A 26758-nucleotide genomic window follows, 5' to 3' on the forward strand; every position below is an offset into this window, starting at 1 on the left:
ATGTGCATTATCCCTGCGTGACAGGAATAGAGAACACCCCTTCAATGTTGTCGGCTGTGCATCGGGTTAAATCCAGACAGAGCAAATCCATTCCCGGCCGGCAGGCCACATTCAGCTGCGGCAGATAAAGGTAGTAAATATCCGCGATGAAACGCGTCAGTTCTTCCGGTGAGCCACGCCATGCCAGGCGGGCGTAAAGCCCCGCAGGCACCGTGCGGCATTGAAGATCGCCTGGCCCGGCATCCGTGTTTGCCAGCGCGACGCCACGAAACAGGCTGATGTGCTGTTGATCGACGGACGCGTTGCCGGGGCCATACTGAAATCCCAGCCATCCTTGCGCGTCGCCCTGCTGCGTACGGACAAAATGGCGTACCAGGCCGGCCATACGCTGATGCCGGTCGCGAATATAGTCGCCATACGGGCATTCCCATTCCAGCGTATCGCCCTGCAGGAGCAACTCCTCTTCGCGCCGGTAAAGCGATACCGGCATGACCGGCTCGCGCTGGGCAATACGGCCGTGAAAATACCGGACAGGCAGCACGTTAAGACGGCGAAAACCGCCCGGCGTAACAGAGAAGTGATTTTTAAACACGCGGTTGAAGTTTTGCTGATTTTCAAACCCGAAACGGACGGCGATATCAATTAACGGCATGCGCGTCAGTCGTAACGCCATAGCGGCAAGGGTTAAGCGGCGCTTGCGCGTATAGGCCGCCAGCGTTTGTCCGGTCATCTCTTTGAACAGACGTTGCATATGCCATTTGGAATAGCCCGATTTGAGCGTAATCAGATCGATGGAAATGTCGTTGGTCAGGTTGGCTTCAATCCAGTCGACTAAATCATTTATATGCTGTTTTTTTATGGTTTGACTTAGCATTTTAAAAACGTGAAAAGAAAAAAGAGGGAAAGATTTGTAATAAAATAGTAACAAAAAGCGTTGCAGGATGTCATGGCTCATGGGCCAGCCAGGGCCGGATAGCGGCAAAAAGCGCATTAATTGCCTGGGTTACTACTTTAAAAAGCCAGCACACAGGCTGGCTTATGGAAGGACGAGGGGAACAACGGAGGCAGTCAGGAATGCACTGCCTCGTTCGGAGGACTCAGTGGCTACGCATGCCTGCGGCGGTCATCATCATTCTGAACAGCGTCGCGACCACACCGAGTGCCAGCACGCTGGCACTGTAGATGACCACCAGCCACAGCACGCGTTTCCACCACGGTGACCGGGTTTCATTCTGACGTTCTTTGCTGCTGACCTGGGTCTGCATATCAATGGTATCCTTCGTCTGCTTTGATTTTTCCACGGAACACGTAGTAGCTCCAGAAGGTATATCCCAGAATCATTGGAATGATCAGTAAGCTACCTACCAGCATAAAGGCCTGGCTCTGTGGCGGGGACGCGGCGTCCCAGATGGATACCGAGGGCGGAATAATATTCGGCCAGATACTGATACCCAGACCCGAGAAGCCCAGGAAGATCAGGGCCAGCGTCAGCAGGAAAGGCGAATAATGCGCCTCGCGCTTGATTGCGCGGCGCAGTCCCCATGCACACAGCAGCACCAGTACAGGCACCGGCAGGAATAAGAACAGATTTGGCGTGGTGAACCAGCGATGTGCAATGTTCTGATGCGTGAACGGTGTCCAGATACTGATGATGCCAATAATTAACAACAGCGCAATCAACAGCGGTGTCGCCAGGGCTGACATTTTACGGTGCAGTTCATGTTCGGTTTTCATGATAAGCCAGGTGCAGCCCAGCAGCGCATATGCCACAACCAGCCCGACGCCGCAGAACAGCGGGAACGGGGCCAGCCAGTCCATCGTCGAGCCTGCAAAGCTGCGGCCTTCGACAGGAATGCCATCCAGCATCGCGCCGACGGCAACGCCCTGGCTAAAGGTTGCGAGGAGTGAACCGGCAATAAACGACTTGTCCCAGAAGGCCCGATGGTGCTCGACAGCCTTGAAGCGGAACTCAAAGGCGACGCCACGGAAAATCAGCCCAATCAGCATGGCGGTTAACGGCACGGAAAGCGCATCGGCTATTACCGCATAGGCCAGCGGGAAAGCGCCATACAGTCCTGCGCCGCCCAGCACTAACCAGGTTTCGTTGCCGTCCCAGACAGGCGCAACGGTGTTGACCATCATGTCGCGCTCGCCTGCGTCTTTGTTAAAAGGAAACAGCAGGCCGATGCCCAGGTCGAAACCGTCCATGACGATATACATCAGGACAGCAAAAACGATAATCGCGAACCAGATAACAGAAAAATCAATCATCTCAACGCTCCTCATGATGGTGAGTGGCCGCAGAGAGCGGGCGCGCTGGCGTTTTGATTTGTCCGGGGCCACCTGTTTCCACGGTATCGCCTTCGCCGGTGACCGGCCCTTTTTTAATCAAGCGCATCATATAGTGATAACCCACACCGAAGACGGAGGAGTAAACCAGAATAAAGGCGAGCAGGCTGATACTCATGTGCATTTCGCCATGGGGAGATACCGCATCAATCGTTCGCTGAACGCCATAAACTACCCAGGGCTGACGACCGATTTCGGTAGTAAACCAGCCTGCTAAAATCGCGATCAGGCCGGAGGGTCCCATGAGCAAAGCAAACCACAGGAACGGACGCGACTGGTACAGGCGTCCTTTGTAACGCAGCCACAGGCTGACTACGCCAAGGGTGATCATTAACAGTCCCATTGCCACCATGACGCGGAATGACCAGAAAATGATGGTGGAGTTAGGACGGTCCTCTTTCGGGAAAGATTTCAGCGCCGGGACCTGTTTATCCAGACTGTGCGTCAGGATAAGGCTGCCCAGATACGGGATTTCGAGCGCATATTTAGTACGTTCCTCTTCCATATCCGGTAAACCAAACAGTATTAATGGCGTGGCTTCACCGGGTGGGTTTTCCCAGTGGCCTTCGATGGCCGCAATTTTTGCAGGTTGATGCTCCAGCGTGTTCAGTCCATGCGCGTCACCAATCATGGCCTGCACAGGGGCGACAATCAGCGCCATCCACAACGCCATTGAGAACATTTTACGGATGGCAGGATTGTCATTTCCTTTAAGCAGATGCCAGGCCGCCGACGATCCGACAAAGAACGCACTGGCCAAAAATGCCGCCACGGACATATGTAACAGGCGATAAGGAAAGGACGGGTTAAAGACAATTTTAAACCAGTTTTCTGGCACCACGATGCCATTCTGAATGAGATAGCCCTGCGGTGTTTGCATCCAGCTGTTAGAAGACAGGATCCAGAAGGTGGAAATCAACGTTCCCAGTGCCACCATGCAGGTCGCAAAGTAGTGCAGCCCGGGGCCGACGCGGTTCCAGCCAAATAACATCACACCTAAAAAGCCCGCTTCAAGGAAGAAAGCCGTTAACACTTCATAGGTCAACAAGGGACCCGTGATACTGCCGGCAAACTGGGAGAAACCACTCCAGTTGGTCCCAAACTGATACGCCATGACCAGCCCGGAAACCACGCCCATGCCGAAATTCACCGCAAAAATTTTCGACCAGAAATGATAGAGATCGCGGTAGGTTTGATTACGTGTTTTGAGCCACATTCCCTCCAGCACAGCAAGAAAGCTGGCCAGACCGATGGTGATGGCTGGAAAGATAATATGGAAGGAAACAGTAAAACCGAACTGGATCCTGGCGAGATGAAAGGCATCTAATCCAAACATTGCTTACCTCTTTGCCACATAGAGCACCACATATAGTTACTTATAATTAACGACTTATACACAAAGCATGTCATTCCATTGCATGGAAAAATGCCATGACGAATGTAAGATGCTTCGTCCTGGTAAAACAGAGACAATCAGATAAGTAAAAACTATAACAGTATTTTTTGATTAAGATCATTTTTTTGTTGAAAGTTTTCTTATTTAGGACGGATAAGCAAAACGTTAATTTCAAAGGGGCAATGTGACATTATTGTTATTAAAACAGACCCTGCACGGAGCCGTAACGGCCAAACGAGATTACCGCTAAAAAATAACGCAACTCGCTGTTTTTAAGCATCATTCGCCATTTCCGCGCTTCGTTAAACAGAGAAAAGTACCGTTCTGACAGGGGAATCACGTGTTTTATTATATTGTTAGCAGGATATTTATCTTATCTGCGCTTTATGATGCTTTTTTTTAGAATACGTCCGGTTTTTCGCACTCTGGCTTCGCTATTTCCGGGCAGGAAAACGAAGCTCAACCGGTCAGGCATGTTAAAAATCATATGCAATATGTAAATAACTCATCACATCTTTATCGCGCGCAATAATTAACGCAGCCAGAAACCTCAGGAAAAAGTCGCCTGGTAAAAAGGATGTTAAAGAAATGCTGTGAGTAATTAAGACCGCCCGACGCAGAATGAATCTGTTATGTCGGACAGGCATTTTTTTACGGTGGCCGAGGGGAGTGTTTCTCTGCGCGCTTCGGTCCCGTCTTATGAACGGTCTTACGCGTCGGCGGACTGTTTCTCCCGGTGGGCGAGGATGCGTTCTACATTCATCTCCAGCCAGTCGGCCAGTCCTACCACCTGCTCCCCTACTTCCAGACCCAGCGGTGTCAGTCGGTATTCAACATGCGGCGGCACAACATCGTAAGCGATGCGCTCAACAAAGCCGTCTTCCTCCATATAGCGCAGGCTCTGCGACAGCATACGTTCGCTGACGCCGCCGACTGCACGCCGGAGTTCGCTAAAACGCAGCGTGTCATTTTTCAGCGCCAGTAAAATTAATACGCTCCAGCGACTGGTAATGCGCTTTAACACATCGCGCGACGGGCAGTTAACATTCAGCAATTCGCCGCGCATAAATTTTTCGCTTAATTTATCAGTCATTTAAACAAAACCCTTCATCCTAACAATTCTGTAAGTACTTACGAAAAGTTAGCATATCGCATAGGCTGCTGTTGACCAACTGTCCTCTTAAAGGAGCTATGTGATGATCGCAGTGACTGGAGCAACAGGCCAACTGGGCCGTTTAGTTATCGACGCATTACTGAAAAAAGTAGCCGCAGATACGCTGGTTGCCGCCGTACGCACGCCGGCGAAAGCGAGTGACATCGCCGCCCGTGGTGTTCACGTTCGTGAGGCGGATTACAACCGCCCAGAAACCTTAACGGCCGCCCTGCAAGGGGTCGACAAACTCCTGCTGATTTCCGGCAGTGAAGTGGGCCAGCGTGAAGCGCAGCACCGTGCAGTTATTGATGCCGCTAAAGCCGCAGGCGTGAAATTTATCGCCTATACCAGCCTCCTCCATGCGGATAAGTCTCCGCTGTCGCTGGGCGCTGAGCATCGGGCTACCGAAGCCCTGCTGGCAGCGTCTGGCGTCCCTTATGCCCTGCTTCGCAACGGCTGGTACACCGAAAACTACGCGGCGAGCATCGCCCCTGCCCTGGCGCACCAGGCGTTTCTCGGCGCGGCAGAACAGGGCCGTATCGCTTCTGCGGCGCGTCGGGATTATGCCGACGCGGCAGCGGAAGTTATGGTGCGTGACGGCCAGGCGGGCAAGGTGTACGAGCTGGCCGGCGATGACAGCTATACGCTGGCGGAGTTTGCGGCTGAAATCGCCGCGCAGAGCGGCGAAAAGGTGGATTACGTCAATCTGCCACAGGCAGATTTTGCCGCCGCACTGAAAAGCGCAGGCTTGCCGGCCCCGCTGGCAGAGCTTCTGGCAGATTCCGATGCGGGTGCCGCTCAGGGCGGTCTGTTCGATGCGTCCCGCACACTGAGCCAACTGCTTGGTCGCCCCACCACGCCTTATGCCGAGGTGATCCGCGCGGCGCTGACAAAGGGATAACGCACTCACGCTTACGCTGCGGTTAAGCCCTGCCGGTTAACCGCAGCGATTATCCTCTCTCACTCCCTTTCTCCCCTTTCTGTTGCTCCATCAGCCACGATTCGGTGCACACCGAAGTAACCGCTTTTGCATCGGGTACGCTGTCTGCAGGCTGACTTAAGGGAGAGAGAAATGATTGCCGTACTTTTTGAAGCAGAGGCCTTACCGGCAGCGCAACAGCGTTACATTGAACTGGCGGCCGAACTTCGGCCCGAACTGGACAGGATACCGGGATTTATCGCGATTGAGCGCTTTCAGAGTTTGAGCGAGCCTGGCAAGATATTGTCCCTGTCGTGGTGGGAAGATGAACGGGCGGTGCGTCACTGGCGGGGAAACAGCCTGCATCAGTCGGCACAGCGGGAAGGCCAGAACACAATTTTCAGCCATTACCGCCTGCGCGTTGCGAAGGTTATGCGTGATTATGCTGGTCCAGAGGAGAACACCCGGCATGTTTAATCTTTATGTGGTCTTCAGGAACGAACCGGGGTCGCTGGCCGCGTTTGGAACACTGCTTGGGCAGCATGGCATCGACCTGGAAGGCGGCGGCGTCTTTTCAACGGGCAAGGAAAGTCACGCTCATTTTCTGGTGGAGGATGGCCCGCGCGCCCGGCAGGTGTTAGTGGATGCCGGTTTCGATGTCAGGGACGTCCGAAGGCCACTGCGCCGAAAACTCCCTCAGCAGCGGCCAGGTGAACTGGGTGAAATTGCGCAGTGCCTGGCGCAAAATGGCATTAATATTCGCGCGCAGTACAGCGATCACAGCAACTGGCTGGTGCTGATTACCGATGATGACAGGCGGGCCGAAGCACTGACCCGCCAGTGGAAAGGATGAGCAGAATGACACGCATGGCGGCCCGGTGTGATGACAGCACACACTCTTCTCTGACCTTCAGCATGGCGACGGTGGCCGCTGCGCTGGCAGATACCTCGCGCATGCACATCCTCTGTGCCCTGATGGATGGCCGGGCCTGGACGGCGACCGAGCTGAGCGTGGTCGCTGACGTTGCGCCCTCCACCACCAGCGGCCATCTGAATAAGCTGACGGAGACAGGGTTGCTGACCTGCGTGGTACAGGGACGGCATCGTTATTACCGTCTGGCCAGCCACGAGGTGGCGGGCCTGCTGGAAAACCTGATGGGCATTTCGACCCGGCCCGGTTCAGTCCTGAAAACAACCACGCCAGACCGGCTCCGGCGAGCCCGCACCTGTTATGACCATCTGGCCGGTGAGATTGCCGTCGGTATCTATGATGCTATGCAGTCAGCGGGCTGGCTGATGTCGGATGGCACGGCGCTCACAATGGAGGGCAAGGCGCATTTTGCCGCAACAGGCATCGAGCTGACTTCGCCGTCGCGACGAAAGCCCTGTTGCCCCTGCCTGGACTGGAGTGAGAGGCGCTTTCATCTTGGTGGCGAGGCCGGTGCAGCCTTGCTGCGCTTCATGATACAAAAAGCCTGGCTACAGCAGACGCCCGGCTATCGGGAACTTGGCGTCACCGCACGCGGCCAAACTGGGCTGTCGCGCATATTTAACCTCCGCCTCGGCTGACAGCCTCCTTTTCGCCTTATACCACGCGCGGGCATGCTGGCAGTGCGCCTCAGCCGATAGCCGTTAAGTCCAGCCGCATCAGCACGGTATCGTGGAACACACCGTCGACATACAGCGCCGCGACGTCTGTTCCGTAAGTCGTAAATCCCGCAGACCGGTACAGGGCCGTTGCTGCTGCATTGGTGGCGCTCACGGCAAGCCGGATGCTGATGCATTCACGGGCTTGCGCGATTGCGGTCATGAGCAGCGTCTTCGCCAGGCCGCTTCCCCGCCACTCAGGCAGCACATACATTCCCCAAATCGTGGCGACGTGCCGCTGTTTCTGGCCGGGATGGAAGCGTAAACCCGTCACGCCCACGATCTCGCCCTGGGGATCGAATCCGGCCAGCACAGTATTGTTTTGCAGCAGAGCCGCAAAAAACGCGTCAGGTTCAGAGCGCTCACGCGCATAATCCGCGCCAAACGCCTCAGGATGGCGTTGTAATCCGTCCAGCCGAATGGCGCGATAGCCTACACTGTCGCTGTCGGTGAGTCGTCGCAGAGTAAAGGAACGCACGATCATTCTCCTTAACAGGGCACCCGAGAGGGTATTTTCTTATATCATGCCACTTTTGCTTCATTTTCCTGCCGCACAGGGAAAAAACAGCCCTTTTTGGCCCAGGCAAAATTTTATTAAGCGTGCTGTAAGAGATTCATCTGAAATGCATTTACGTCATAAGTCGAGATATTCGGTTGAATTGTCTGTGTTTTATTCAATCTATACGATTAATAGACAATTTTTATTACGTTCATAGACAATCTGCATTGTTGTTCCTGCCTGCGAGAGGTCTATAATTTCCTTTTTGTGCAACCCCGTTCGCTCAGGAGGCCGTTATTAATACTTATCGCCAGCAACTCAATGCATTCGAAGAGAATCGTGCCGGGGCGGAAGTTGAGTATCAATACGATCCCCATGAACTGAAGCTGGAGCGCATGCAGGATTCTGAACCCGAGCCAGAGCTGATCGAAGGTCTGCCTGCCCCGGATGCGTTGACGCCTGCCGATCGCTATCTTGAGCTTTTCGAGGCCGTTCAGATGTCGGGCATCTTCGAGGACAGCAAAACGTTCCCTGACTGCTCGCCCAAATACGATCCGCTTGATGTGCTGATGCGTTACCGCCGTCAGAAGCGCAGCAAGGACTTCGATCTGGCGCGTTTCGTTGCCGACCATTTCTACATGCCAGGCATCAACGAAAGCTTCTACGTTTCGAACCCTGACAAAACGCTTAACGAGCACATCGACGATCTGTGGCCGGTTCTTACCAAGATGCCGCAGCAGCATATGCCGCATTCGTCGTTGCTGCCGTTGCCTAAACCTTATGTCGTGCCCGGTGGTCGTTTTGGCGAAACCTATTACTGGGACTCGTATTTCACGATGCTCGGCCTGGCGGAATCAGGGCGTGACGATTTGTTACGTCATATGGCCGACAACTTTGCCTGGCTGATTGATAACTACGGGCACATTCCGAACGGGAACCGTACTTATTATCTGAGCCGCTCACAGCCACCTGTGTTTGCGCTGATGGTGGAACTGTTCGAAGAGGACGGCGTGCAAGGCTCACAGCGCTATCTGGATCAGCTGATGAAAGAGTATCAGTTCTGGATGGATGGCGCCGGCTCACTGATGCCCAACCAGGCTTATCGCCATGTGGTCCGGATGCCGAACGGCTCGCTTCTGAATCGTTACTGGGACGACCGCGACACACCGCGTGATGAATCCTGGATCGAGGACATCGAAACAGCGCGTCATTCTAAGCGTCCGGCAAGCGAAGTTTACCGCGATCTGCGCGCGGGTGCCGCGTCAGGCTGGGACTATTCATCACGCTGGCTGCGTAATCCAAAACGTCTGTCGAGCATCCGTACAACGCAGTTTATCCCGATCGATCTCAATGCGTTTTTGTACAAGCTTGAGCTGATGATTGCGACGTTGTCTCACGTTAAAGGCGAAGAGCTGACTGCGCTGGCCTGGCAGAATAAGGCTGACGCCCGCAAACGTGCCATTACCCGTTACCTGTGGGACAGTACCGCAGGCGTTTTCCGGGATTATGACTGGCGCCGCGCCCGCTTTGGCGCGTTCACCGCCGCTGCGGTAGTGCCGCTCTTCGTCGGACTGGCAACGCCTTATCAGGCGCATTTACAGGCTATCGCGCTGCGCCATCTGCTGCTCAGCAATGGCGGGCTGCTGACCTCTATGGTGGAAAGCGGCGAACAGTGGGATAAACCTAACGGCTGGGCGCCTATGCAGTGGATGGCGGTGGTGGGCCTGAATAACTACGGCGAAGAAACCCTGGCGAGCGAAATCGCCGTGAACTGGCTGACAACCGTGAATAACTTCTACCAGTTACACCATAAACTGGTCGAGAAGTACGATATCAGCGGTGACCGCGCGCGTCCCGGTGGCGGCGGTGAATATCCTCTGCAGGACGGCTTTGGCTGGACAAACGGCGTAACCCGTCGGCTGATGGCAATGTATGGCCATATGATGATGGATTAATCTGTGTCGCAGGCACAAAAAGCCGGGAAACGTTCCCGGCTTTTTTCTGGCGATTTCTCTGTAGAGAACTTACTTTTTCGCTTCAACGCCTGGCGCCGCAGAGCGCTGCAGGAACTGCTGAGTGACTTCCGGCAGATGCGTGAACAGCCATTCGGCCATCGCAATTTCCTGATCGCGAATTTCGGTCAGGACTCTGACGCCATCACTGTCGCCGACCTGCTCGGCAGCCGCGATCAGGCTGGTGTAGCTGGCGATTTCCGCGTTTTCGAACACATAGCCGCTCATCGCGCCTTTGACGACTTCGTCAGAAGTAAACATGCCGCCAATCGCCTGTCCTGTGGCGGCCATTTTGCCCATCACGTCTTTCATAATGGAATGGTCAATGCCGTGGCGATCCAACAGTTGTTCAAGCAGAGTAAGCTGATGCTTAGTTTCATCCAGATGCTGGGCAAGGCGCTGCTCCAGAGCGGGATAATGCTCCAGACGACCCGCCATTTTGCTCAACATGCTCTCGGCCTGCTTCTCCATGGCATGCGCGTCACGCAACCAGTCATGATAGTTTTCAATGGCTGTCATTTCGCGACTCCTTCAGCCGAACTGATGGTCTGTGCAACGCTGGTCAGTTTTTCATCTGTCTGCTTTTCCTCCGCAAGGGTTTGGGCCAGCAGCTTCGCGGCTTTGGTATAACCCAGCTTTGAGGCCAGCGCGTGCAGCGTACCGTAGGTCGCAATTTCATAATGCTCGACCTTCTGCGCCGCCCCGATCAATCCCTGATCGCGTACTTCACCCTTTTCAACAGACTCAATAATTTCCTGGGCTTCTTCTACCAGGCCTTCCAGGGCATGGCATTTCATTCGCTTGATTTTCACTTCAGGCGTAACGTCGACTAATTCGTCCAGACGTTCGATTTGCCCGCGTGTCTCTTCGAGATGCTGATTAAACGCAGCGATAAGATTTTCATCACTTGCCGCACGCGCCATTTTAGGCAGTGCTCTCGCGATTTGTTTTTCCGCACTGTAAACATCGGACAAGTCATGGATAAAGAGATCGTTTAACGTTTTGACAGTCATAAAAGAGCCTCATTAATTGAACGGCTACGCCACTATTTTTTAATGCAGCGCCAGTGACAATGTACTCACTAACCTTAGACTATTTAACGAAGAATGCATTCGGCTCCGTTTAATTCAGATTTTAAAGTAGCATTGAAAATGCCTTTTTCCATTAATTACCAGTACTTTACTCAAAATGAGTTATTTTGATAAATGCTCCGCCTCACCTCAATTAAGACAAACCTGTACAGAATTAGCAAAAACCGTACAAGTTAACCTTCAGTTAAAATAGAGGCGTTTCACCTGGTGAACCCGGATTTCATTTTTTCGTTCAGACAGCCGTGCGTTGACCGGAAAAGCAGCAATAAAAAAACCGGAAAGGAATATCCTTTCCGGCAAGATTGACCAAATCCTAAACCAGAGGTGGTTTATTTCATGGATTAAACAGCGAAGTTTATATATTGAGTAGAAGTCAGCTTCACTGAAGGTTTCAGTTTAAATAGCTAACCCCTTGTTAATATTGAATTAACTCCTTCGACTGACCTTACCTCCCTTACGCCCCGCCTCAATAGCTCGCTGGGGATCGTTTTTGAAATTCCCACCGCTGTTTTGTCCGCCTTTACGGCCTGCTTCTGCTGCTCTCTCTTTGTCTGCAGCGAAATTACCGGCCCCACCACGATATTGAGTCATTCTGTGTTCTCCGCAAGTTTAATTATTGAAATAGCACAGTGGAAGTTGCATCAACTAAAGGGTGCACAAACAAATGTAGCTGTAAAAATCACCTAATCAAGCATGACGGCCACGATACTCACAAAGGCAGATACATATACCTTATTTGTACATCCAGTTAATTCTTTAGTGATGAAACTATTTTTCGAGGAAACTCTAGTTTAACGCTCCTGGCGAAAACTTTAATGAAAACGCTCCTCTAAGGCTCTATTAATCGATCTATTTATTAAAAAGTCCACACTGATTTTATTTTCAATCGCAGCACAGGGACGGCCAGGTGACATTGCCTATCGTCAATATGATCAATAAATGATCTATTTAACTAAGCGCGATAAAATCGAATTCATTACGGCAGGGTTTGCAACATGCAAAAATAAGCGAAGCGGTAAACGTCTCGTTTATTAGAATGAAGAGAAAGAAAAGATCATAAAATGACCAGGCAGGCGACAATTAGTAAAATGGCACTTCTCACAAGCGGAAGAAATACCGCTCATCACATTTCAGGCAAGCGAAGCGGCAATAAAAATAAAAACGCCCTGACGGGCGTTTTTTTCGGACTATTCTGCCCTGCTGTTTTGCAGGAAGGCGAGTAAATCGTTGTTGAGCTGAGCCTGATGCGTGACAGCGAATCCATGAGGCCCCTGATCGTAGATCTTGAGCTCTGAACCCGTAATCAGTTCATGGGCCAGCTTTCCGGTTGCCTCGAACGGGACGATCTGATCATGGCTGCCATGAATGATTAAGGTGGGCACATCAACGCGAGCGAGATCCGCGCGAAAGTCGGTTTCAGAAAAAGCGGTAACACAGTCCAGCGTTCCCTTGAGCGATGCCAGCAGGGCCATGTTTAACGTCTGCGTCAATACGCCCTCGGATACTGACTGGCCAGCATTGGTGCCATAAAAGGGGGCGGCAAAATCCTTAATAAACTGCGCTCTGTCGTCAAGCAGTCCCTGTTTGATATCGTCGAAAACCGATTTCTCTACGCCTTCGGGATGATCGTCTTTCTTACCAAACACGGGCGTGACTGCGCCTAACAGAACCAGCCCTTTAACGTTGCCCGTGCCATATTTTCCAATATAACGCGATACGTCGCCGCCGCCCATTGAGAACCCGACCAGCGTGACATCCTTGAGCTGTAAATGTGTGATCAGGCTATGAATGTCGTCAGCAAACGTATCGTAGTCGTATCCTTCCCATGGCTGGTCGGAACGTCCAAAACCGCGCCGGTCAAAAGCAATAACCCGATAGCCGCGTTCGGCAAGGAAGTTGAGCTGGCTATCCCACATATCCGCGTCCAGCGGCCAGCCATGGCTAAACAGTACCGGCTGCCCTTTGCCCCAGTCTTTGTAGTAGAGGTTAAATCCATCTTTGCTTTTAAACAGACTCATAAACGCCTCGCTATGGATGAAGGTGATGACGCTTCCGGCCATCGTCTGAGAAGCTCAGCGATGTTCCGGCGCGCGGCACTACCTGTCAAGCATGGCAGAGGGAAACCGATGGTCAAACCAGAAGCAGAAAAAACGCGTTTTTACAACGCTACACCGCGTTTACCGTTTTTTTTGATGCGGTACATCGCCTCATCAGCACGGGCAAGCGCACTGTCAAAGTTTTCTGGCTCCTCAACCTGAACAACCCCAATGGATGCGCCAATGACGGCAGTACCGTTGGCCAGCTCAAAAGGTTGCAGGGCAGCATTAAGACAGGCGTGCGTGAGCCTCTTCGTGAGTGGATGGGTTAACGCGAGCGGAATCAGTAAAACAAACTCATCGCCGCCCAGTCGCCCAATAATGACACCTGGTGGGCAGGCTGCGATAAAGCGCAGACTAAGTTGAATCAGGACTTCGTCGCCACTGCGATGCCCTAACGTGTCGTTGACATGCTTAAAATTATCTAAATCAATAAAGGCAATACATAATGCCTTTTTCTTCATATCGCGAAAATGATTGATCAACGCATGCCGGTTGGTTAATTGCGTCAGGGGATCGTGCATTGCCAGTGAAGCCAGTTGCGCTTCGTACTGTTTCTCTTTGGTCATATCAATGTGCGTGCCCGTCACTTTGATCGGTCTGCCCTGCTCGTCTCTTTCACTGACGCGGCCCCGGTCCAGCACCCACGTAATTTTTCCTGTTTTACCAATCATCCGATGTAAGGCTTCATAGAAGGGTGCTTTGCCCTCGATATGGTCATAGAACGCCTTCAGAACATCTGCGGCATCCTCAGGATGCAGGCAGGATTTCCAGACATCAAAATGGGCATCCGTTTCTTTAGGCTGAAAACCCAGCATAGATCCCCATCGGCGGTTAAAAATAACCAACTTGCCCGAGGGAATATCCAGTTGCCACAAGCACAGGCCCGTGCCGTCCAGCGCAGCACCCAATTTATCGCGGGCATCATGCGCAATACGCCTTAATCGCGCATTGTGTTTTTTTAAATTCGCAATTTGCTGCCGCAGGGCATCTTCAGACATATCGATAGCGGGAAAGGGAAAAGGCTATTTTGCCATTGCCATGCGCACTGTAAAGCAACATGTTCAAAACACGATGAGACAGGGATAAAGTCAACCCGTTCAGAATTAACCACGCTTAGCCGCATCAGAACCAGCATACGGCAGACGCTCAGTGACAGCGCGCTGAATGATTATCTTGCACAGAGAGTGATCAACGACGGCGCGGCTGATGTGGCTTCTTTTATAACCCGACTGTCAGCCTGTACGCTTTCTTCTATAGAAAACTCAGGTTTTTTAAAGAAGCGGTAAGATGTAACAAACACTGATTCGCAAGCCATTGAATTAAAATGATAAAAAAACCATGCAATTGTAACAGTGACATTTTTCTGCAAACTCATAATTACAATTAAATATCCTCCGGGTGTTAAGTAAAGACGTCAAGACGACATCAAGGAGATAACATCATGGCTCTGCCCCTTCTGCTTTCTTACCACGGTAACCTGTGTAAAAGTGATTATTCACGCCAGGATTCACATCTGACCGACGCCCTGTTTGTTGGCGATATGTTTTTCTCAAAAAACAGCCCGGACATTTCGCAGGCGGATTATGTTTTCAACGCCGTTTCACCTCATTATTTTTGCGTAAAGAATGCCATTCTGGATAACTGTTTCCCAAACAGCAAAAACAGCGGCGTTGCATTTGTCTGACAACGCAGTGTTATTGCTTTTTCGAAAAAGACAGTCCTGGTAAATGAACACTACAGATGTAATCAATGACGTTAGCACCTTTCGGATGCATAAATACAGAGGATAAATATCATGAAAAAGATGATTATTAGCTCAATGATTGTAGCCGTATTAGTGTTTACTGGTGGCGCTGCGGCCGCTGAGTCCTTTAAAGACAGCCATACATTAAATAATGAAGTCATTTCGGCCCAGGCCGCGCAGGCCATGAATGATATTCAACTTTCACGCAACGCATTATTTAATGGCCAAACTCAACAAGCAAAAGCGCTGGCGACTCAGGCTGACACTTATTTGAAAGATAATAGTGTGGACTGGACAAAGTATATTCGCTATGACAAAAAAGCCCCGATGACGGGAGATAATTATATTCGCATCGGCTCCGATGTATCCGTGTCGGAAGATTACCAGCTATCAAAACAGAAAAATGACGCGATCGATAAAGCCAATCAGCATATTAAAGCAGGTGATAAGCAAGGTGCGCTTGATGCGCTGAAGCTGGCTGGCGTAGCCGTCACTGAAACGCAGGAACTGATGCCGCTACAACAAACAGAAAATGATGTTTCAAATGCCCTTGCTTTAATGAAACAGGATAAATACTACCAGGCAGGCATGCTGCTGAAATCCGCAGAAGAAGGCGTGATTTACGATACGCAAACTTATTCTGAACTGCCTGTGAGCCCGACCCTGCATCACTCACAGACCGGTGCCAGTGCATCACAGAGTAATAAAGGCTCGTAATTATCAATAAGCGTGACATTAAATACACGATGACGATGTTTAACAATAAGGCCGCTTTCATTTCATCGATAAGGTGAGATGAAAGCGTCAACCTTATTTAATCCGTTCAGATATCAAGCGCACAATGATACGGCCTGATTATCATCCATTTTTTTCTCCCCACTCCAGCGACTACGCTCACTTAACACAAATCCCCCGCATCTCCTTTTCATTATCACTTTTATTTTCAGTTTATTTATACACCTTACGCTAATCTCGTCCTTTCTATCGAATACTATAGATAACTCAGGAAATTAACTTTTTACTAAACTTAAGGATAGTTTTTAAACTTTTTTTTAAAAAACGGCTTCGCTTTCATAAACTGCCTTCCTTTGTTGCCGATACTCGAAAAGCAAGGGTTGTTATTACAAAAATAAAAAAATTACTAAACGGGGAATCAACATGAAAATCACAACAGGCCGCAAAATCGCGTTCGCGTTCGGCATCATCGTTCTTGTGTCATTAATAGGCAGCAGCTTGTCGATTATTAACTTTCTCAAGCTACGGCAGGCCAATAGCTGGAATATTCACAGTTATAAGGTGATGAGTCTGAGCGACAGCATGTTAACTGACATGGTTAATATGGAAACGGGCGTGCGGGGATTTGTCATCTCCGGTAATGAAGCCTTCCTGGCACCGTTCAACGCAGGCAAAACGGCGTTCGACCAGAAATATAATCAGCTCCGCACCATGACGGCAGATAATGCCAGTCAACAGCAAAGACTGACGTCATTACTTGACCTGCACAACAGCGTCCAGGCCATTGACGATCAGCTAATCGCATTGCGTCGTCAGGTTAATGGTGGACAACAACCGCTCGAAGCCCTGACGCATTTTTTTCAGGAAGGGCGTGATAAAGCCTTTATGGATCGCTACCGCGCCGTCGCCGCCGATTTCAACAACGCAGAATCGTCGCTGCTGGCTACGCGCTCTGACGACGTAAACAGCCTGGCCTTTGCCACGAAAATGACGCTCAGTCTGGCCGGGTTAACCACCATCCTGCTCTCGTTGGTGCTGGGCACCATCATTACACGCAGTATCGTTCGCGCACTGGGCGGCGAACCCAAAGCGGCTGCCGATATTGCTGGCATGATTGCCCAGGGTAACCTGACGGTAGATATTGCTGTGCCGCTTAAAGGCCAGGGCAGCCTGATGGCCTCGCTGGAAGCCATGCGCCAACAGTTGGTCACCATTGTGAGTGGCATTCAGTCCTCTGCGGAACTGATCAATAACTCAGCGAGCGAAATCGCCCAGGGCAATATTGACCTGGCTCAGCGCACTGAAGAGCAGGCTGCCGCACTGGAACAAACGGCCGCGAGTATGGAGGAGCTGACCGCTACCGTCCGTCAAAATACCGATAACGCCCGTCAGGCAAATTCTCAGGCGGATACCACTTCGCACGTTGCCCAGCAGGGGGGAGATGTGGTGAAACAGGTTGTCGAAACGATGCGCTCTATTTCTGAAAGCTCAGGCAAAGTGGCCGAGATTATCTCTGTCATTGAAGGGATTGCATTCCAGACGAATATTCTGGCCCTGAACGCCGCCGTTGAAGCCGCACGGGCTGGCGAAGGCGGACGCGGATTTGCGGTGGTTGCCGGAGAAGTGCGTTCGCTCGCCTTACGCAGCTCTACCGCGGCTAAAGAAATCAAAGATTTGATCACCCAGTCGGTTGAACACGTGGCGAAAGGTTCGGGCCTGGCGAAACAGGCAGGTAACACGATGGAGGAGATCGTGAAATCCGTACAGGGCGTGACGACCATTATGGGCGAAATCACCATTGCGTCGGATGAGCAAAGCAACGGTATCGGGCAGGTCAGCATTGCCGTCAGCCAAATGGACCAGGTCACCCAGCAGAACGCCGCGCTGGTGCAGCAGGTCTCCTCTGCGGCCCAGGGCATGGTGGAACAAACGACCCTGTTACGTAATGCCGTGTCCATTTTCCGTATTGACCGACACCAGCCAGCCGCTGTGCTGCGCTAAACAGCCTCGGTGTTTAGCTGCGGCATGATGTAAAGCCCACCCGGCACGTGTCTGGATGATTCTGGCGCGTGCCGATTTTACTGTTAGCGTGAATCACTCACCTTCCTCTGTCGCCTGAAAAAAGCCGTTTAAAAAAACAGCCATGCCGACTAAAGTGGGCCTTCCCTCACTTATCAGTGGCCATACTATGTTTAGCAAAACGTATCAGGTTGACGAAAAGCATATCGATTTTCAGGGCGTTGTAGACGGACTTTACTATCCCTTCTATATGGAATGGACACGCCACGCGTTTATGAAAGAACACCTTGGCGTGGATCTGGAAGCGGAGTTTGCCGAAGGCCGTATCCATATGCTGCTTGAATATACGCTTCGCTTTAAAAAGAGCCTGAAAAAAGGCGATGAGATGCAGGTGACCTGCGCACTCGCGGCAAACGAAAAGCGTAACCGCGTTAATTTCGTCCAGCAAATTTTGGTTGATAACGTTGTTTATGCTGAGGCGGTTTTCACCGGCACCTGTCTGGAAAAAGGGCGTCCCGTTATTCCGGCTTTTTTACGTAGTGCCATACCTGACGCCGGAAACTAACGCGCCGGCTTTCCGCCTGATTACCGCGACGCTCGATCACGACATTCTCATCATGTTGAGATCGAGACGTCCTCTCCTGTGTCGATGTACCTGCCTTGCCCACCACCTGTAACGTGACGCATCTCACTGTGCGCTCACCGTGGCTGAAATGTGACCTAAATATGACATGCGCAATGCCGATAACGAAGTAGACCCGAGCCGATCGACTTCCCCTTAACAGGGTCGCTGTCTCTCCACTACGCGGTCATCACCTTTCGAGCTTATTACAGCGATATCTGGAGAGATCTATGTTTTCCCTTATGCGTTTACTTCGCGGCAAAAACGCGCGGAGCGCCTCGGATGATCAGAATAATATTCAGGCCATCCAGGCCTGTAGCGGCTGGATTGAATTCACGCCCGAGGGCATTATTCTCACGGCTAACCCGGCCTTCCTTGCCGTAACGGGTTACCAGCTCAGTGAGATCACCGGTCAGCACCATCGGCTGTTCTGTAAGCCTGATTTTGTGCGCTCCCGTGAATATGCCCTGTTTTGGGAAACCCTGGCCTCAGGCCAGTCATTCAGCGGCATTTTCGAACGCTACCGCAAAGACAACAGCCTGCTCTACTTAAGCGCTAACTATTTCCCCGTGAAAGATAAACACGGCACGGTCAAAAAAATTATCAAAATCGCTAACGACATTACCGATCGGCATGAAGAACTCACGCATAAAGAAGCGATTATTACGGCGCTGAACAACACCATGGCCATGATTGAATTTACGCCACAGGGCGAGGTCATTAATGCCAATAAAAACTTCCTTACGCTGATGGAGTACGATCTGGCCGCTATTCAGGGCAAACATCACCGTCTGTTCTGTTTTGACGCGTTCTATAAAGAAAACCCGGACTTCTGGCACAGAATTCAACAGGGGCGCGCGTTCACCGGGCGCTTCGAACGGGTAACAGCATCAGGAAAACGCGTCTGGCTTGAGGCCAACTACAACCCGGTGAAAGATGCCTCGGGACACGTTTATAAAGTGATTAAGCTGGCGTCGGATATTACCGAACGTGTCGTCACGGCGCAGGATGTGGCGGATATCGCCATGACCACGTCTGAAAAAACGTCACACATCACCGTGAATGCCAATGATGTTCTCAGTCAGACGGTGCGTAACGCCGAATCGATGGCCTCGCAGGTCGCTGCGGCAGCGGGAATCAGCGACAAACTGAATTACTCAGCCAAAGACATCAAAGAGATTGTCTCAACCATCCATAACATTGCCGGACAAACCAATATCCTGGCGCTCAATGCTGCGATTGAAGCCGCACGGGCAGGCGAAGCAGGACGCGGTTTTGCCGTGGTAGCAGAAGAAGTCAGACGTCTTGCTGCTTCTACCTCACAGGCGACGCAGAAAATCAGCAAGGTGGTCGAAGAAAATGCCAGCCTGATTGGCGATATGCACCAGCAACTCGACGGCATTAACAGCTTTCTTACCACAGAAAACGACAAAATCACGCATCTGTCCGACAACATTCAGGAAATTTTCAGCGGCGTAAACGAATTCGTAACGGTGATTCATCGACTGAAGGTCTGAGGGCACAGGCAGCATTGATGCGATTCACGGCACTGCATACGGTTTTATTGTCAGGGTTACGCCCCACACACGGGCGCGTCATTGTTTGGCGCGTCAGCCTTTTCTGCTGCCGCCAGCCTGTCGACGCCGCCGTGTGGTGATGCAGCGCCTGGGTATCACAGCGGCGACATGCCTGCCTGACAGAAAATCCGGCTCATCGCCATCGCAGGCGCGTTCTCGGGTGTGCATGAAAACGCCTGGCGACGCCATTGCCATCGGCTTCGCTCTCGCTGATTCGCGCTTTCCTGTCATAAAAACGTCCCTACACTGCAACAAGCCCTAAACATTTTATGTTGACTGTATAACCCCTCCTGATGTCTTCTTTTACCTCGTTTGACAAACTCTGGTTAACAATCTTATCCGGGCTGTAGCGGTTGCCGCTGACATCTGCCCGGAAAAGCCCCCGCTCATCCTGCTTTTTTATCTGCCGTCCTGTCTGGCAGCGGGAAGCAATCCGCCACATGGCTGCTGTTTTTCTGCTTTCGCCATCTTTTCACTGTTACAGGCAGTCTGTCAGAAGACGTAGCTCGTTATCTGTGTGCACTGACTGTCACTGTGATAAGCATCAATTTTTTTAATACATTTCTAAATATGAACCGGCCTGTGCCGATAAGTTAAATGACCCGGGCCGGACGCTTTACTTTCCATCAGACAGCAAACTCTCCGCCACGAGGCCCGACGCTTTACGCCCCTTTCACTGAATCAGATGGAGAGAAGTATGTTAGCCCTGACACGTTTTATGCCTGGTAAAGCTTCACTGGGGTTAGCGGACGACCAGACCAATACACAGGCGATCAAAGCCAACATCGGCTGGATTGAATTTACGCCCGACGGTCGCATCATTACGGCAAACACGCCTTTCCTCGAACTGACAGGCTACACGCTAAATGAGATCGCCGGTCAGCATCATCGCCTGTTCTGCGATGATGAATTTGTGCACTCCAGCGACTATACCCACTTTTGGCAAACACTCGGCTCAGGTCACTCGTTCAGCGGTATCTTTGAGCGGTTTCGCAAAAATCACAGCCGGCTGTATTTGAGCGCCACCTATTTCCCTGTGAAAGATCGTCACGGTGCGGTGAAAAAAATCATAAAAATTGCCAACGACATTACGCATAAACATGAAGCGTTAAAGCATAAAGAAGCCATCATTACCGCGTTGAATAACTCCATGGCCATGATTGAGTTTACACCGCAGGGTGAGGTCATTGACGCCAATAACAATTTTCTGAAATTAATGGGCTATCAGCTTGAGGCCATTCAAGGTAAACATCATCGCATATTTTGCTTTGATGAATTTTATAAGGAGCAGCCTGATTTTTGGCAAAAGATTCAGCAGGGGCGTGCTTTCACAGGGCGTTTTGAACGTGTGACAGCGTCTGGAAAACGCGTCTGGCTGGAGGCCAGCTATAACCCTGTCAAAGATGCCTCCGGGCATGTTTATAAGGTTATTAAACTGGCGTCTGATATCACCGACCGCGTAGAGAATGCCAAACGGATCGCTGACATTGCCGTCACAACGTCGGAAGAGACGTCGCAAATCACCTTTAATGCCAATGATGTCCTGGGTGAGACCATCCGCAATGCGGAATCCATGTCGTTACAGGTGGGTGCGGCAGCAGACATTGGCGACAGACTCAATCATTCTTCCATGGACATAAAAGAAATTGTTTCGACGATCAACACCATCGCCGGACAAACCAATATTCTGGCGTTAAACGCGGCGATTGAGGCCGCGCGGGCAGGCGAAGCGGGACGTGGGTTTGCCGTGGTGGCCGAGGAGGTCCGGCGACTGGCGGCTTCGACGTCGCAGGCGACGCTTAAAATCACGAAAGTTGTGGAAGAAAATACCGCGCTCATTGAAAACATGTCCCGGCAGCTTGATGAAATCAGACGCTTTCTTACGACTGAAAACGATAAGATCAGCAACCTCTCGCGCAGTTTCCAGGAGATCAATCGCGGGGTAAATGAATTCGTGACGGTCATTAACCGGCTCAATGTATAAGCATGAAAACGTCATGCCAGCGGCGCGTACGCTGGCTTTTTCTTTCTCAGACGAGCAGAAAAAAGCGCGCAGATGAACAAGCCACGACGACGCTGCATCGGGCGTTATGAAGCGTGCTGCAAGCGCCATTGCGGCCCGCTTAGTCATAACAGATATTCCTCTTTCGCTCGTTATACATCTTCAGTCATTTTTTAGTCACAGATCTTCACTAAGCTCCCCGGTTGAGAAGCGCCCTGAGCGGATCACCGTGCAGGATGACGTCGGGTTCTTTGTTTCTGCGCATGCGCGTTATTGTCCCCTTATCACAGCCCCCCTGCCTGTTAAGCCCGGTCAGGCATGAGAACAGCTTCTCAGGAATACAGCACGCGCAGATACGGGTGGCGTTGCGCGGGGAAACGGTCCCGTTACCGACCTTGTCGGAACCGGCTAAATGCAGAGGTTATTCGATGACAACACGGAGAAGGCTGTTGAAAGGTACGATTGCCACCCTGGGCGGTCTGGCCGCTTCCCTCGCCATCGGTGCGGAACACCGCCCCAACGACGTGGGTCGTAAGTTTGACGCAGATGGCCGGGTTCTTCCCTTTAAAGGAAACACGATTATCTGCCATCTGCCGCAGCAAGGTGACGGCTCAGAACTTTTCGATGCCCTGCTTGATGTTTATCGTGAATTACCCGGCGAAAGCTGGTCAAGGAAGGTTACCGCACTGCCGCCCTCCAGTTATCACATGACTGTTTTCGGCGGAGCCAACGACAAGGCAAGACGCTATCCCTTATGGCCTGCCGGGCTGCCGCTGGACATGCCCATGGACGAGTGCGACCGGATTCTGGCTGAACGCCTGCGGACATATAAACTGGGTGAGGATGCCTCGCCTTACCACATGCGCGTCAATCCGGAGGCGCCGTCTGCGCGTGAAACCCCGTTAACGCTGCGCCTGTTAACGGCGGATGCAGAGACAGAGACGCGGTTGCGCCGTTTACGCGATCGGCTGTCCGAGGTCACCGGCATTCGCGAACCAGACCACGATCGCTACCAGTTTCATATCACGCTGGGATATCAGGTTGCGCCGTTGACCGATGACGAAGACGCCGCCTGGCGACGTTCACTGGCGAACTGGAAAACGATGATCGCGCAGCGCGCGCCAGTTATTACGCTCGGTAATCCCGAGTACTGCCTGCTGAATGATATGTTTGCCTTCAAGCGACAGTTTTATCTGACCTGATCCGCCTCACTGTGCAGCGCGACGCCCCTGCTTCGCGCCTTTGTTTTGATTCCTGACTTTACGCGCCAGCCACGGTTTACCGGTGGTGGCTGAAACGTTTACAGCTTTCGCGTTTATGCCGATAAAAAGATGACATAACAGCATTAATAAGCATTTTAAATGTGAGCAACATCCCACTAACACGCTTAATCCTGCCTGATTTTCCAGCAGGTGAGAGAAATCACGTTTCCGCGTAGCCCAAATCAGTAAATTCCTCTCACTAATGAAAAAACGATTCAGCCAGAGAGGTAAACGATGAAGACGAAACTCGCACTGACGGTGCTGGCCGTAATGATTTCGGGTTCGGTATCTGCAAAAACCTGGGTGCTGACGAGTGCTGAACAAGGCACCGACAAAGGAAACTGGCAGATAAACAGCAGCGAGCTGAACATTCAGGGCAAACCGTTCAGCATTGAGCAGAAAGTGTTGCATGGCGGCAAGCAGGAAGGCAGTAAGCTTCTGGTCATCCGCAGTCAGGATGGCCTGACTATTACGCTTATTCCGACACGCGGTATGAACCTGCTCCGCGTAGAGGGATTCGGCACCCGCCTGGGCTGGGATTCCCCCGTTAAAGAGGTGGTAAACCCGGCGTTCATCAATCTTGAAAGCCGCAATGGCCTGGGCTGGCTGGAAGGATTCAACGAAATGATGGTGCGTTGTGGCTACGAATGGACCGGCCATCCGGTGAACGACAAAGGCCGTATCTACACGCTGCATGGCAAAGCCGGAAACACGCCGGTCTCGCAGCTTGAAGTCGAGGTGGCGGATGCGGCCCCGCATGAAATCCGTATTCGCGGTTTGATCAAAGAGAGCACGTTTAAGAAAGCCGATCTGCAGACGTGGACGGAATTGCGTTATGTGCCGGGCAGCAATCAGTTCAGCCTGCACGACGTGCTGACCAACCATTCCGATTACCCGCACGATTACGAGATCATCTATCACAGCAACTTCAGTACGCCCATTCTGGAGGAAGGTGCCCGCTTTATGGCCCCGATGTCGGGCATCAGCCCGTTCAATGACTATGCCAAAGCGGGGCTGAAAAACTGGCAGACCTATCAAGGCCCAACCAAAGACTTCGATGAAATGGTGTTTAACATCAAACCGCTGTCCGACAAGGATCATCAGACGGTCGCCGCCGTGGTTAATAAAGCGGGCAACAAAGGCGCGTCCATTCAGTTTGATACTCAGCAGTTGCCGCTGCTGACCTTGTGGAAGAATACCGACACGCTTAAACAAGGCTATGTCACCGGGATTGAGCCCGGCACCAACTATGCCTATCCGGTCACGATTGAACGGGAGCAGAAGCGCGTGAAACAGCTGGCACCGGGCGCGAGTGCAACCTTTGATCTGACCTACACGCTGTTGCACAACAGCGATCAGGTCAATGCGGTAGAGAAGCGGATTCAGGCGATTCAGGGCGACACCAAAATCGAGGAAAATTCGACGCCGATCGCGAATGAATAAGCGCGGTTTACTGCCACAAAAGCGGTAAGGTTTCGCTGTTCATCACAGAGCCGGGGGCAACCCCGGCCAGTTGATATTAACGCGAACAGCGTGGACAGGTTTTTTATTACGCCGCTGAACGCAATATGGCGTTACGCTGAAAACTGGCCGGGATTATCCAGCTCGTCCAGCTTCTTCTCCACCAGCCACTGAAACGTTTTACCATCCGGTTGTGAATAGAGCGTCTTTCTCACCGTTGACAGTGCAACCCACTTTTGGGCGATGGTCATTTTTCTGACCTCCGCCAGCGGCAGCCCCTGACTCTCGCTAATCACGCGGTTGACGGCCTGTTCCGCGCTGATATCGGTCCAGTTGTGGTTACGTTTCAGCGCCTCGCCAAACCACAGCAGACGAAAACTCTGGTGACGTTCGATAAGCCCTTTCATCGCACTGACGCGCTGCCAGAACGTTTTACTGAGGGTATCAATGACATCCTCAGGAAAGAAAGAATCCATGGTGGTTCTCCTTTGCAGATGAATGTTCAGGTCAGTATGTGCACTGTTTTCTGTTTTATCGGCAAACTTCCGACTGAGTGACAGTGACGTATGGCAGGAATGATAAGCGCGTCACAGGCTAAAAACGCGCGTTTTTACAGCCTTTTACGTCCTTTACACTACTCCACAACGCAGCCGTACTGGCGATCAGATAAAGCGGAAAAGCGATAAGGCGAAGTCCGAAAAACGCAGTCTGCCTTCACAGCGGGTGCGTAACCTGATGACGTAATCAAACGGCTGAAGAATGAAGCGGCCCAGGCAAGTGAACGCACGGCGCTTTCGTCATCCGTCAGGGGATCGTGGCCGTTGCAGAGCAAAGAGGCGGGCTTGCAGGGCGTTGAGCGGAAACGCTCTTATCGTCTGGGAAGCCCTACCTGAACCTACCGCTTTATAATCCGGCCTCTCAGGGCTGCGTGAGTGCCTCAAGCGCCGTTAACTGCTGCCGCGCAAACGCTAAAAACATCTCCAGCGCGGCGCTGCGGGGCCGACCAGAAGGCACCTGCAGTTGCAGATTGCGCTGGCTCAGTTGATCGATGTCGACAGATCGCATCACCAGTCCATGCGCTTCGGCTTCCTGTAGCACGCTGAAGGCACTACAGATGGTCATGGCCAACGGCGTACGCAGCAGAAACTGGAATAAGGTAGAGAAATTATCGCAGGTCACCACCGGCTCAATCAGGTTGCCACTCATATGGCTCGCCAGCTCAAACAGCTGACGCACGGTGGTATTCTGCTGGGGCAGTGCCAGCGGATAGGGACTGATCTCACGCAATGTCACCTGCGGCGCGCTGGCGAGTGGGTGGCTCTGATGCATCACTAACAACACCGGCGCAGGCCAGGAGCCGATAATTTCCACGCCCGTTTCGGCATGAAGACTGAACTGCAGCGCCAGGTCGCACTCGCCGCTGCGTATTCGTTCGGACACGCCCTGCGGGCTGGCGACATTAATGTCAAAGAGGATGCCGGGATTCGTCTCGCGAAAGTCGGCAATCATGCGCGGCAGCAACGTAAAGGCCAGCCCGTCGGTACAGGCCAGCCGAATCAGCGTGCGCCGCACGGCTTTCAGCCCTTTGATCTCGGCCAGCGCATAGTCCATATCCAGCATGTTCTTGCGCACATGGTGGGCAAAAATCTCCCCGGCTTCATTCAGCACCATCCCGCGAGCGTGACGTTCAAACAGCGGAACGCCCACCTGGGTCTCCAGCCGCTGAATCTGACGGCTGATAGCCGACACCGCAATAAACAACTGTTCGCTCGCCGCACTTAACGAGCCCGTATTCGCCACGGCGAGGAAATAGCGGATTTCATTACTGATCATGCGCGCCTCATGCTGGTGCATGCCTCGAAAACGGGCAGGTTAGCTTTGCTTTAAAAGCAAATCTTACTCGATAAATTGATAATTGTGGCAAAGCAGCGTTTCGGAAATGATGGGACAACATAATACGCATAAAAGATACGCAAACATGACAGCGCAAAACGCCATACAACAGGCCACCGCCTGGTTCGACAGTGGGGAATTTCAACGCATTCTGGCGCGTCGCGTGGCGCAGCGCACCGAGAGCCAGCGCCAGGATCGCGACGGCGAGTTGCATCACTATTTACACGATGAGATTGGGCCGCAGCTGCGCGCGCTGGGCTTTACTCTGCACTTTATTG

The 26758-nt window shown here is 52.0% G+C and carries 26 protein-coding genes and 1 pseudogene; 14 read left to right on the forward strand and 13 right to left on the reverse strand.

The annotated features are described in order from the left end of the window. Window positions 1-7 precede the first annotated feature (7 nt). The 5 genes from RAC60_RS14310 to RAC60_RS14330 all read right to left on the reverse strand — a co-directional run bounded on the left by RAC60_RS14310 (window position 8) and on the right by RAC60_RS14330 (window position 4838). On the reverse strand, window positions 8-874 hold the full coding sequence (locus RAC60_RS14310; RefSeq protein ID WP_006118278.1) for a helix-turn-helix domain-containing protein: 867 nt from the start codon (window positions 872-874) through the stop codon (window positions 8-10). 223 nt (window positions 875-1097) lie between these two features. Further along, window positions 1098-1265, reverse strand: a complete 168-nt coding sequence (locus RAC60_RS14315) for a DUF2474 domain-containing protein (RefSeq protein ID WP_006118277.1) — start codon at window positions 1263-1265, stop codon at window positions 1098-1100. 1 nt (window position 1266) lies between these two features. Beyond that, window positions 1267-2271: a cytochrome d ubiquinol oxidase subunit II gene (gene cydB, locus RAC60_RS14320; RefSeq protein ID WP_033739704.1), complete on the reverse strand. Its 1005-nt coding sequence runs from the start codon at window positions 2269-2271 to the stop codon at window positions 1267-1269. Window position 2272: 1 nt separating this feature from the next. After that, on the reverse strand, window positions 2273-3685 hold the full coding sequence (locus tag RAC60_RS14325) for a cytochrome ubiquinol oxidase subunit I (protein WP_033739705.1): 1413 nt from the start codon (window positions 3683-3685) through the stop codon (window positions 2273-2275). Window positions 3686-4454: 769 nt separating this feature from the next. Beyond that, window positions 4455-4838, reverse strand: a complete 384-nt coding sequence (locus RAC60_RS14330; protein ID WP_033739707.1) for a helix-turn-helix domain-containing protein — start codon at window positions 4836-4838, stop codon at window positions 4455-4457. A 103-nt stretch (window positions 4839-4941) separates the two neighbouring features. Here RAC60_RS14330 and RAC60_RS14335 point away from each other — a divergent pair, with 103 nt between their 5' ends. The 4 genes from RAC60_RS14335 (at window position 4942) to RAC60_RS14350 (ending at window position 7386) form a co-directional block, all read left to right on the forward strand. Beyond that, entirely contained in the window at window positions 4942-5799 is an 858-nt protein-coding gene (locus RAC60_RS14335) for an SDR family oxidoreductase (RefSeq protein WP_375093938.1), read from the forward strand. A 171-nt stretch (window positions 5800-5970) separates the two neighbouring features. Further along, window positions 5971-6294 (forward strand): antibiotic biosynthesis monooxygenase, encoded by a 324-nt coding sequence (locus RAC60_RS14340; RefSeq protein ID WP_205953661.1) that lies wholly within the window; start codon window positions 5971-5973, stop codon window positions 6292-6294. Beyond that, window positions 6287-6670: an amino acid-binding protein gene (locus RAC60_RS14345; RefSeq protein ID WP_375093939.1), complete on the forward strand. Its 384-nt coding sequence runs from the start codon at window positions 6287-6289 to the stop codon at window positions 6668-6670. Before RAC60_RS14340 ends, RAC60_RS14345 begins: the two co-directional genes overlap by 8 nt. Before the next feature lie 5 nt (window positions 6671-6675). Next, the gene (locus RAC60_RS14350; protein WP_375093940.1) at window positions 6676-7386 is read left to right on the forward strand and encodes an ArsR/SmtB family transcription factor; all 711 of its coding nucleotides are present in this window, start codon (window positions 6676-6678) and stop codon (window positions 7384-7386) included. 49 nt (window positions 7387-7435) lie between these two features. Here the strand turns inward: RAC60_RS14350 and RAC60_RS14355 are convergent, their stop codons facing one another. Then, the gene (locus RAC60_RS14355; RefSeq protein ID WP_375093941.1) at window positions 7436-7942 is read right to left on the reverse strand and encodes a GNAT family N-acetyltransferase; all 507 of its coding nucleotides are present in this window, start codon (window positions 7940-7942) and stop codon (window positions 7436-7438) included. A gap of 317 nt (window positions 7943-8259) precedes the next feature. On the opposite strand from RAC60_RS14355, the gene RAC60_RS14360 reads away from it, so the two are divergent. Beyond that, a complete protein-coding gene (locus tag RAC60_RS14360; protein ID WP_050504863.1) occupies window positions 8260-9918 on the forward strand; it encodes an alpha,alpha-trehalase in 1659 nt (552 codons plus the stop codon). A gap of 69 nt (window positions 9919-9987) precedes the next feature. Here the strand turns inward: RAC60_RS14360 and RAC60_RS14365 are convergent, their stop codons facing one another. The 5 genes from RAC60_RS14365 to RAC60_RS14385 form a co-directional block, all read right to left on the reverse strand. Further along, window positions 9988-10494 carry a ferritin-like domain-containing protein gene (locus tag RAC60_RS14365; RefSeq protein WP_033739715.1) on the reverse strand — a complete coding sequence of 169 codons (507 nt, stop codon included), beginning with the start codon at window positions 10492-10494 and terminating at the stop codon, window positions 9988-9990. Continuing rightward, the gene (locus tag RAC60_RS14370; RefSeq protein ID WP_006118265.1) at window positions 10491-10988 is read right to left on the reverse strand and encodes a ferritin-like domain-containing protein; all 498 of its coding nucleotides are present in this window, start codon (window positions 10986-10988) and stop codon (window positions 10491-10493) included. Before RAC60_RS14370 ends, RAC60_RS14365 begins: the two co-directional genes overlap by 4 nt. A gap of 504 nt (window positions 10989-11492) precedes the next feature. Next, window positions 11493-11657 (reverse strand): general stress protein, encoded by a 165-nt coding sequence (locus RAC60_RS14375; protein ID WP_006118264.1) that lies wholly within the window; start codon window positions 11655-11657, stop codon window positions 11493-11495. Between the two features lie 596 nt (window positions 11658-12253). Next, window positions 12254-13084 (reverse strand): alpha/beta fold hydrolase, encoded by an 831-nt coding sequence (locus RAC60_RS14380; protein ID WP_006118263.1) that lies wholly within the window; start codon window positions 13082-13084, stop codon window positions 12254-12256. A 140-nt stretch (window positions 13085-13224) separates the two neighbouring features. Further along, window positions 13225-14163, reverse strand: coding sequence for a sensor domain-containing diguanylate cyclase (locus tag RAC60_RS14385; protein WP_205952274.1), 939 nt, complete (start codon window positions 14161-14163; stop codon window positions 13225-13227). 443 nt (window positions 14164-14606) lie between these two features. Here RAC60_RS14385 and RAC60_RS14390 point away from each other — a divergent pair, with 443 nt between their 5' ends. From RAC60_RS14390 to RAC60_RS14425, 8 genes are all read left to right on the forward strand, one after another. Next, on the forward strand, window positions 14607-14849 hold the full coding sequence (locus RAC60_RS14390) for a hypothetical protein (protein ID WP_058709068.1): 243 nt from the start codon (window positions 14607-14609) through the stop codon (window positions 14847-14849). Window positions 14850-14960: 111 nt separating this feature from the next. Further along, window positions 14961-15626 (forward strand): YfdX family protein, encoded by a 666-nt coding sequence (locus RAC60_RS14395; RefSeq protein WP_033739721.1) that lies wholly within the window; start codon window positions 14961-14963, stop codon window positions 15624-15626. 441 nt (window positions 15627-16067) lie between these two features. Continuing rightward, window positions 16068-17645 (forward strand): methyl-accepting chemotaxis protein, encoded by a 1578-nt coding sequence (locus tag RAC60_RS14400; protein WP_375093942.1) that lies wholly within the window; start codon window positions 16068-16070, stop codon window positions 17643-17645. A gap of 187 nt (window positions 17646-17832) precedes the next feature. Then, complete coding sequence (locus tag RAC60_RS14405) at window positions 17833-18228, forward strand: thioesterase family protein (protein ID WP_006118258.1); 396 nt, start codon at window positions 17833-17835, stop codon at window positions 18226-18228. 287 nt (window positions 18229-18515) lie between these two features. Beyond that, window positions 18516-19802 carry a PAS domain-containing methyl-accepting chemotaxis protein gene (locus RAC60_RS14410; protein WP_033739723.1) on the forward strand — a complete coding sequence of 429 codons (1287 nt, stop codon included), beginning with the start codon at window positions 18516-18518 and terminating at the stop codon, window positions 19800-19802. A 757-nt stretch (window positions 19803-20559) separates the two neighbouring features. Beyond that, entirely contained in the window at window positions 20560-21846 is a 1287-nt protein-coding gene (locus tag RAC60_RS14415) for a methyl-accepting chemotaxis protein (RefSeq protein ID WP_375093943.1), read from the forward strand. Between the two features lie 467 nt (window positions 21847-22313). After that, window positions 22314-23066, forward strand: coding sequence for a DUF1868 domain-containing protein (locus RAC60_RS14420; RefSeq protein WP_375093944.1), 753 nt, complete (start codon window positions 22314-22316; stop codon window positions 23064-23066). A gap of 294 nt (window positions 23067-23360) precedes the next feature. Then, window positions 23361-24569: an aldose 1-epimerase family protein gene (locus tag RAC60_RS14425; RefSeq protein ID WP_133745637.1), complete on the forward strand. Its 1209-nt coding sequence runs from the start codon at window positions 23361-23363 to the stop codon at window positions 24567-24569. Between the two features lie 131 nt (window positions 24570-24700). Here the strand turns inward: RAC60_RS14425 and RAC60_RS14430 are convergent, their stop codons facing one another. Further along, window positions 24701-25063, reverse strand: coding sequence for a hypothetical protein (locus tag RAC60_RS14430; protein WP_006118252.1), 363 nt, complete (start codon window positions 25061-25063; stop codon window positions 24701-24703). A 442-nt stretch (window positions 25064-25505) separates the two neighbouring features. Further along, the gene (locus RAC60_RS14435) at window positions 25506-26420 is read right to left on the reverse strand and encodes a LysR family transcriptional regulator (RefSeq protein ID WP_205952278.1); all 915 of its coding nucleotides are present in this window, start codon (window positions 26418-26420) and stop codon (window positions 25506-25508) included. 145 nt (window positions 26421-26565) lie between these two features. Between RAC60_RS14435 and RAC60_RS14440 the strand changes: the two are divergent. Beyond that, window positions 26566-26758: pseudogene (locus RAC60_RS14440) on the forward strand (M20 peptidase family dipeptidase); the annotation flags it as partial.

The sequence above is a fragment of the Pantoea sp. BR_17 genome (assembly GCF_041955125.1).
GTDB lineage: Bacteria > Pseudomonadota > Gammaproteobacteria > Enterobacterales > Enterobacteriaceae > Pantoea > Pantoea stewartii.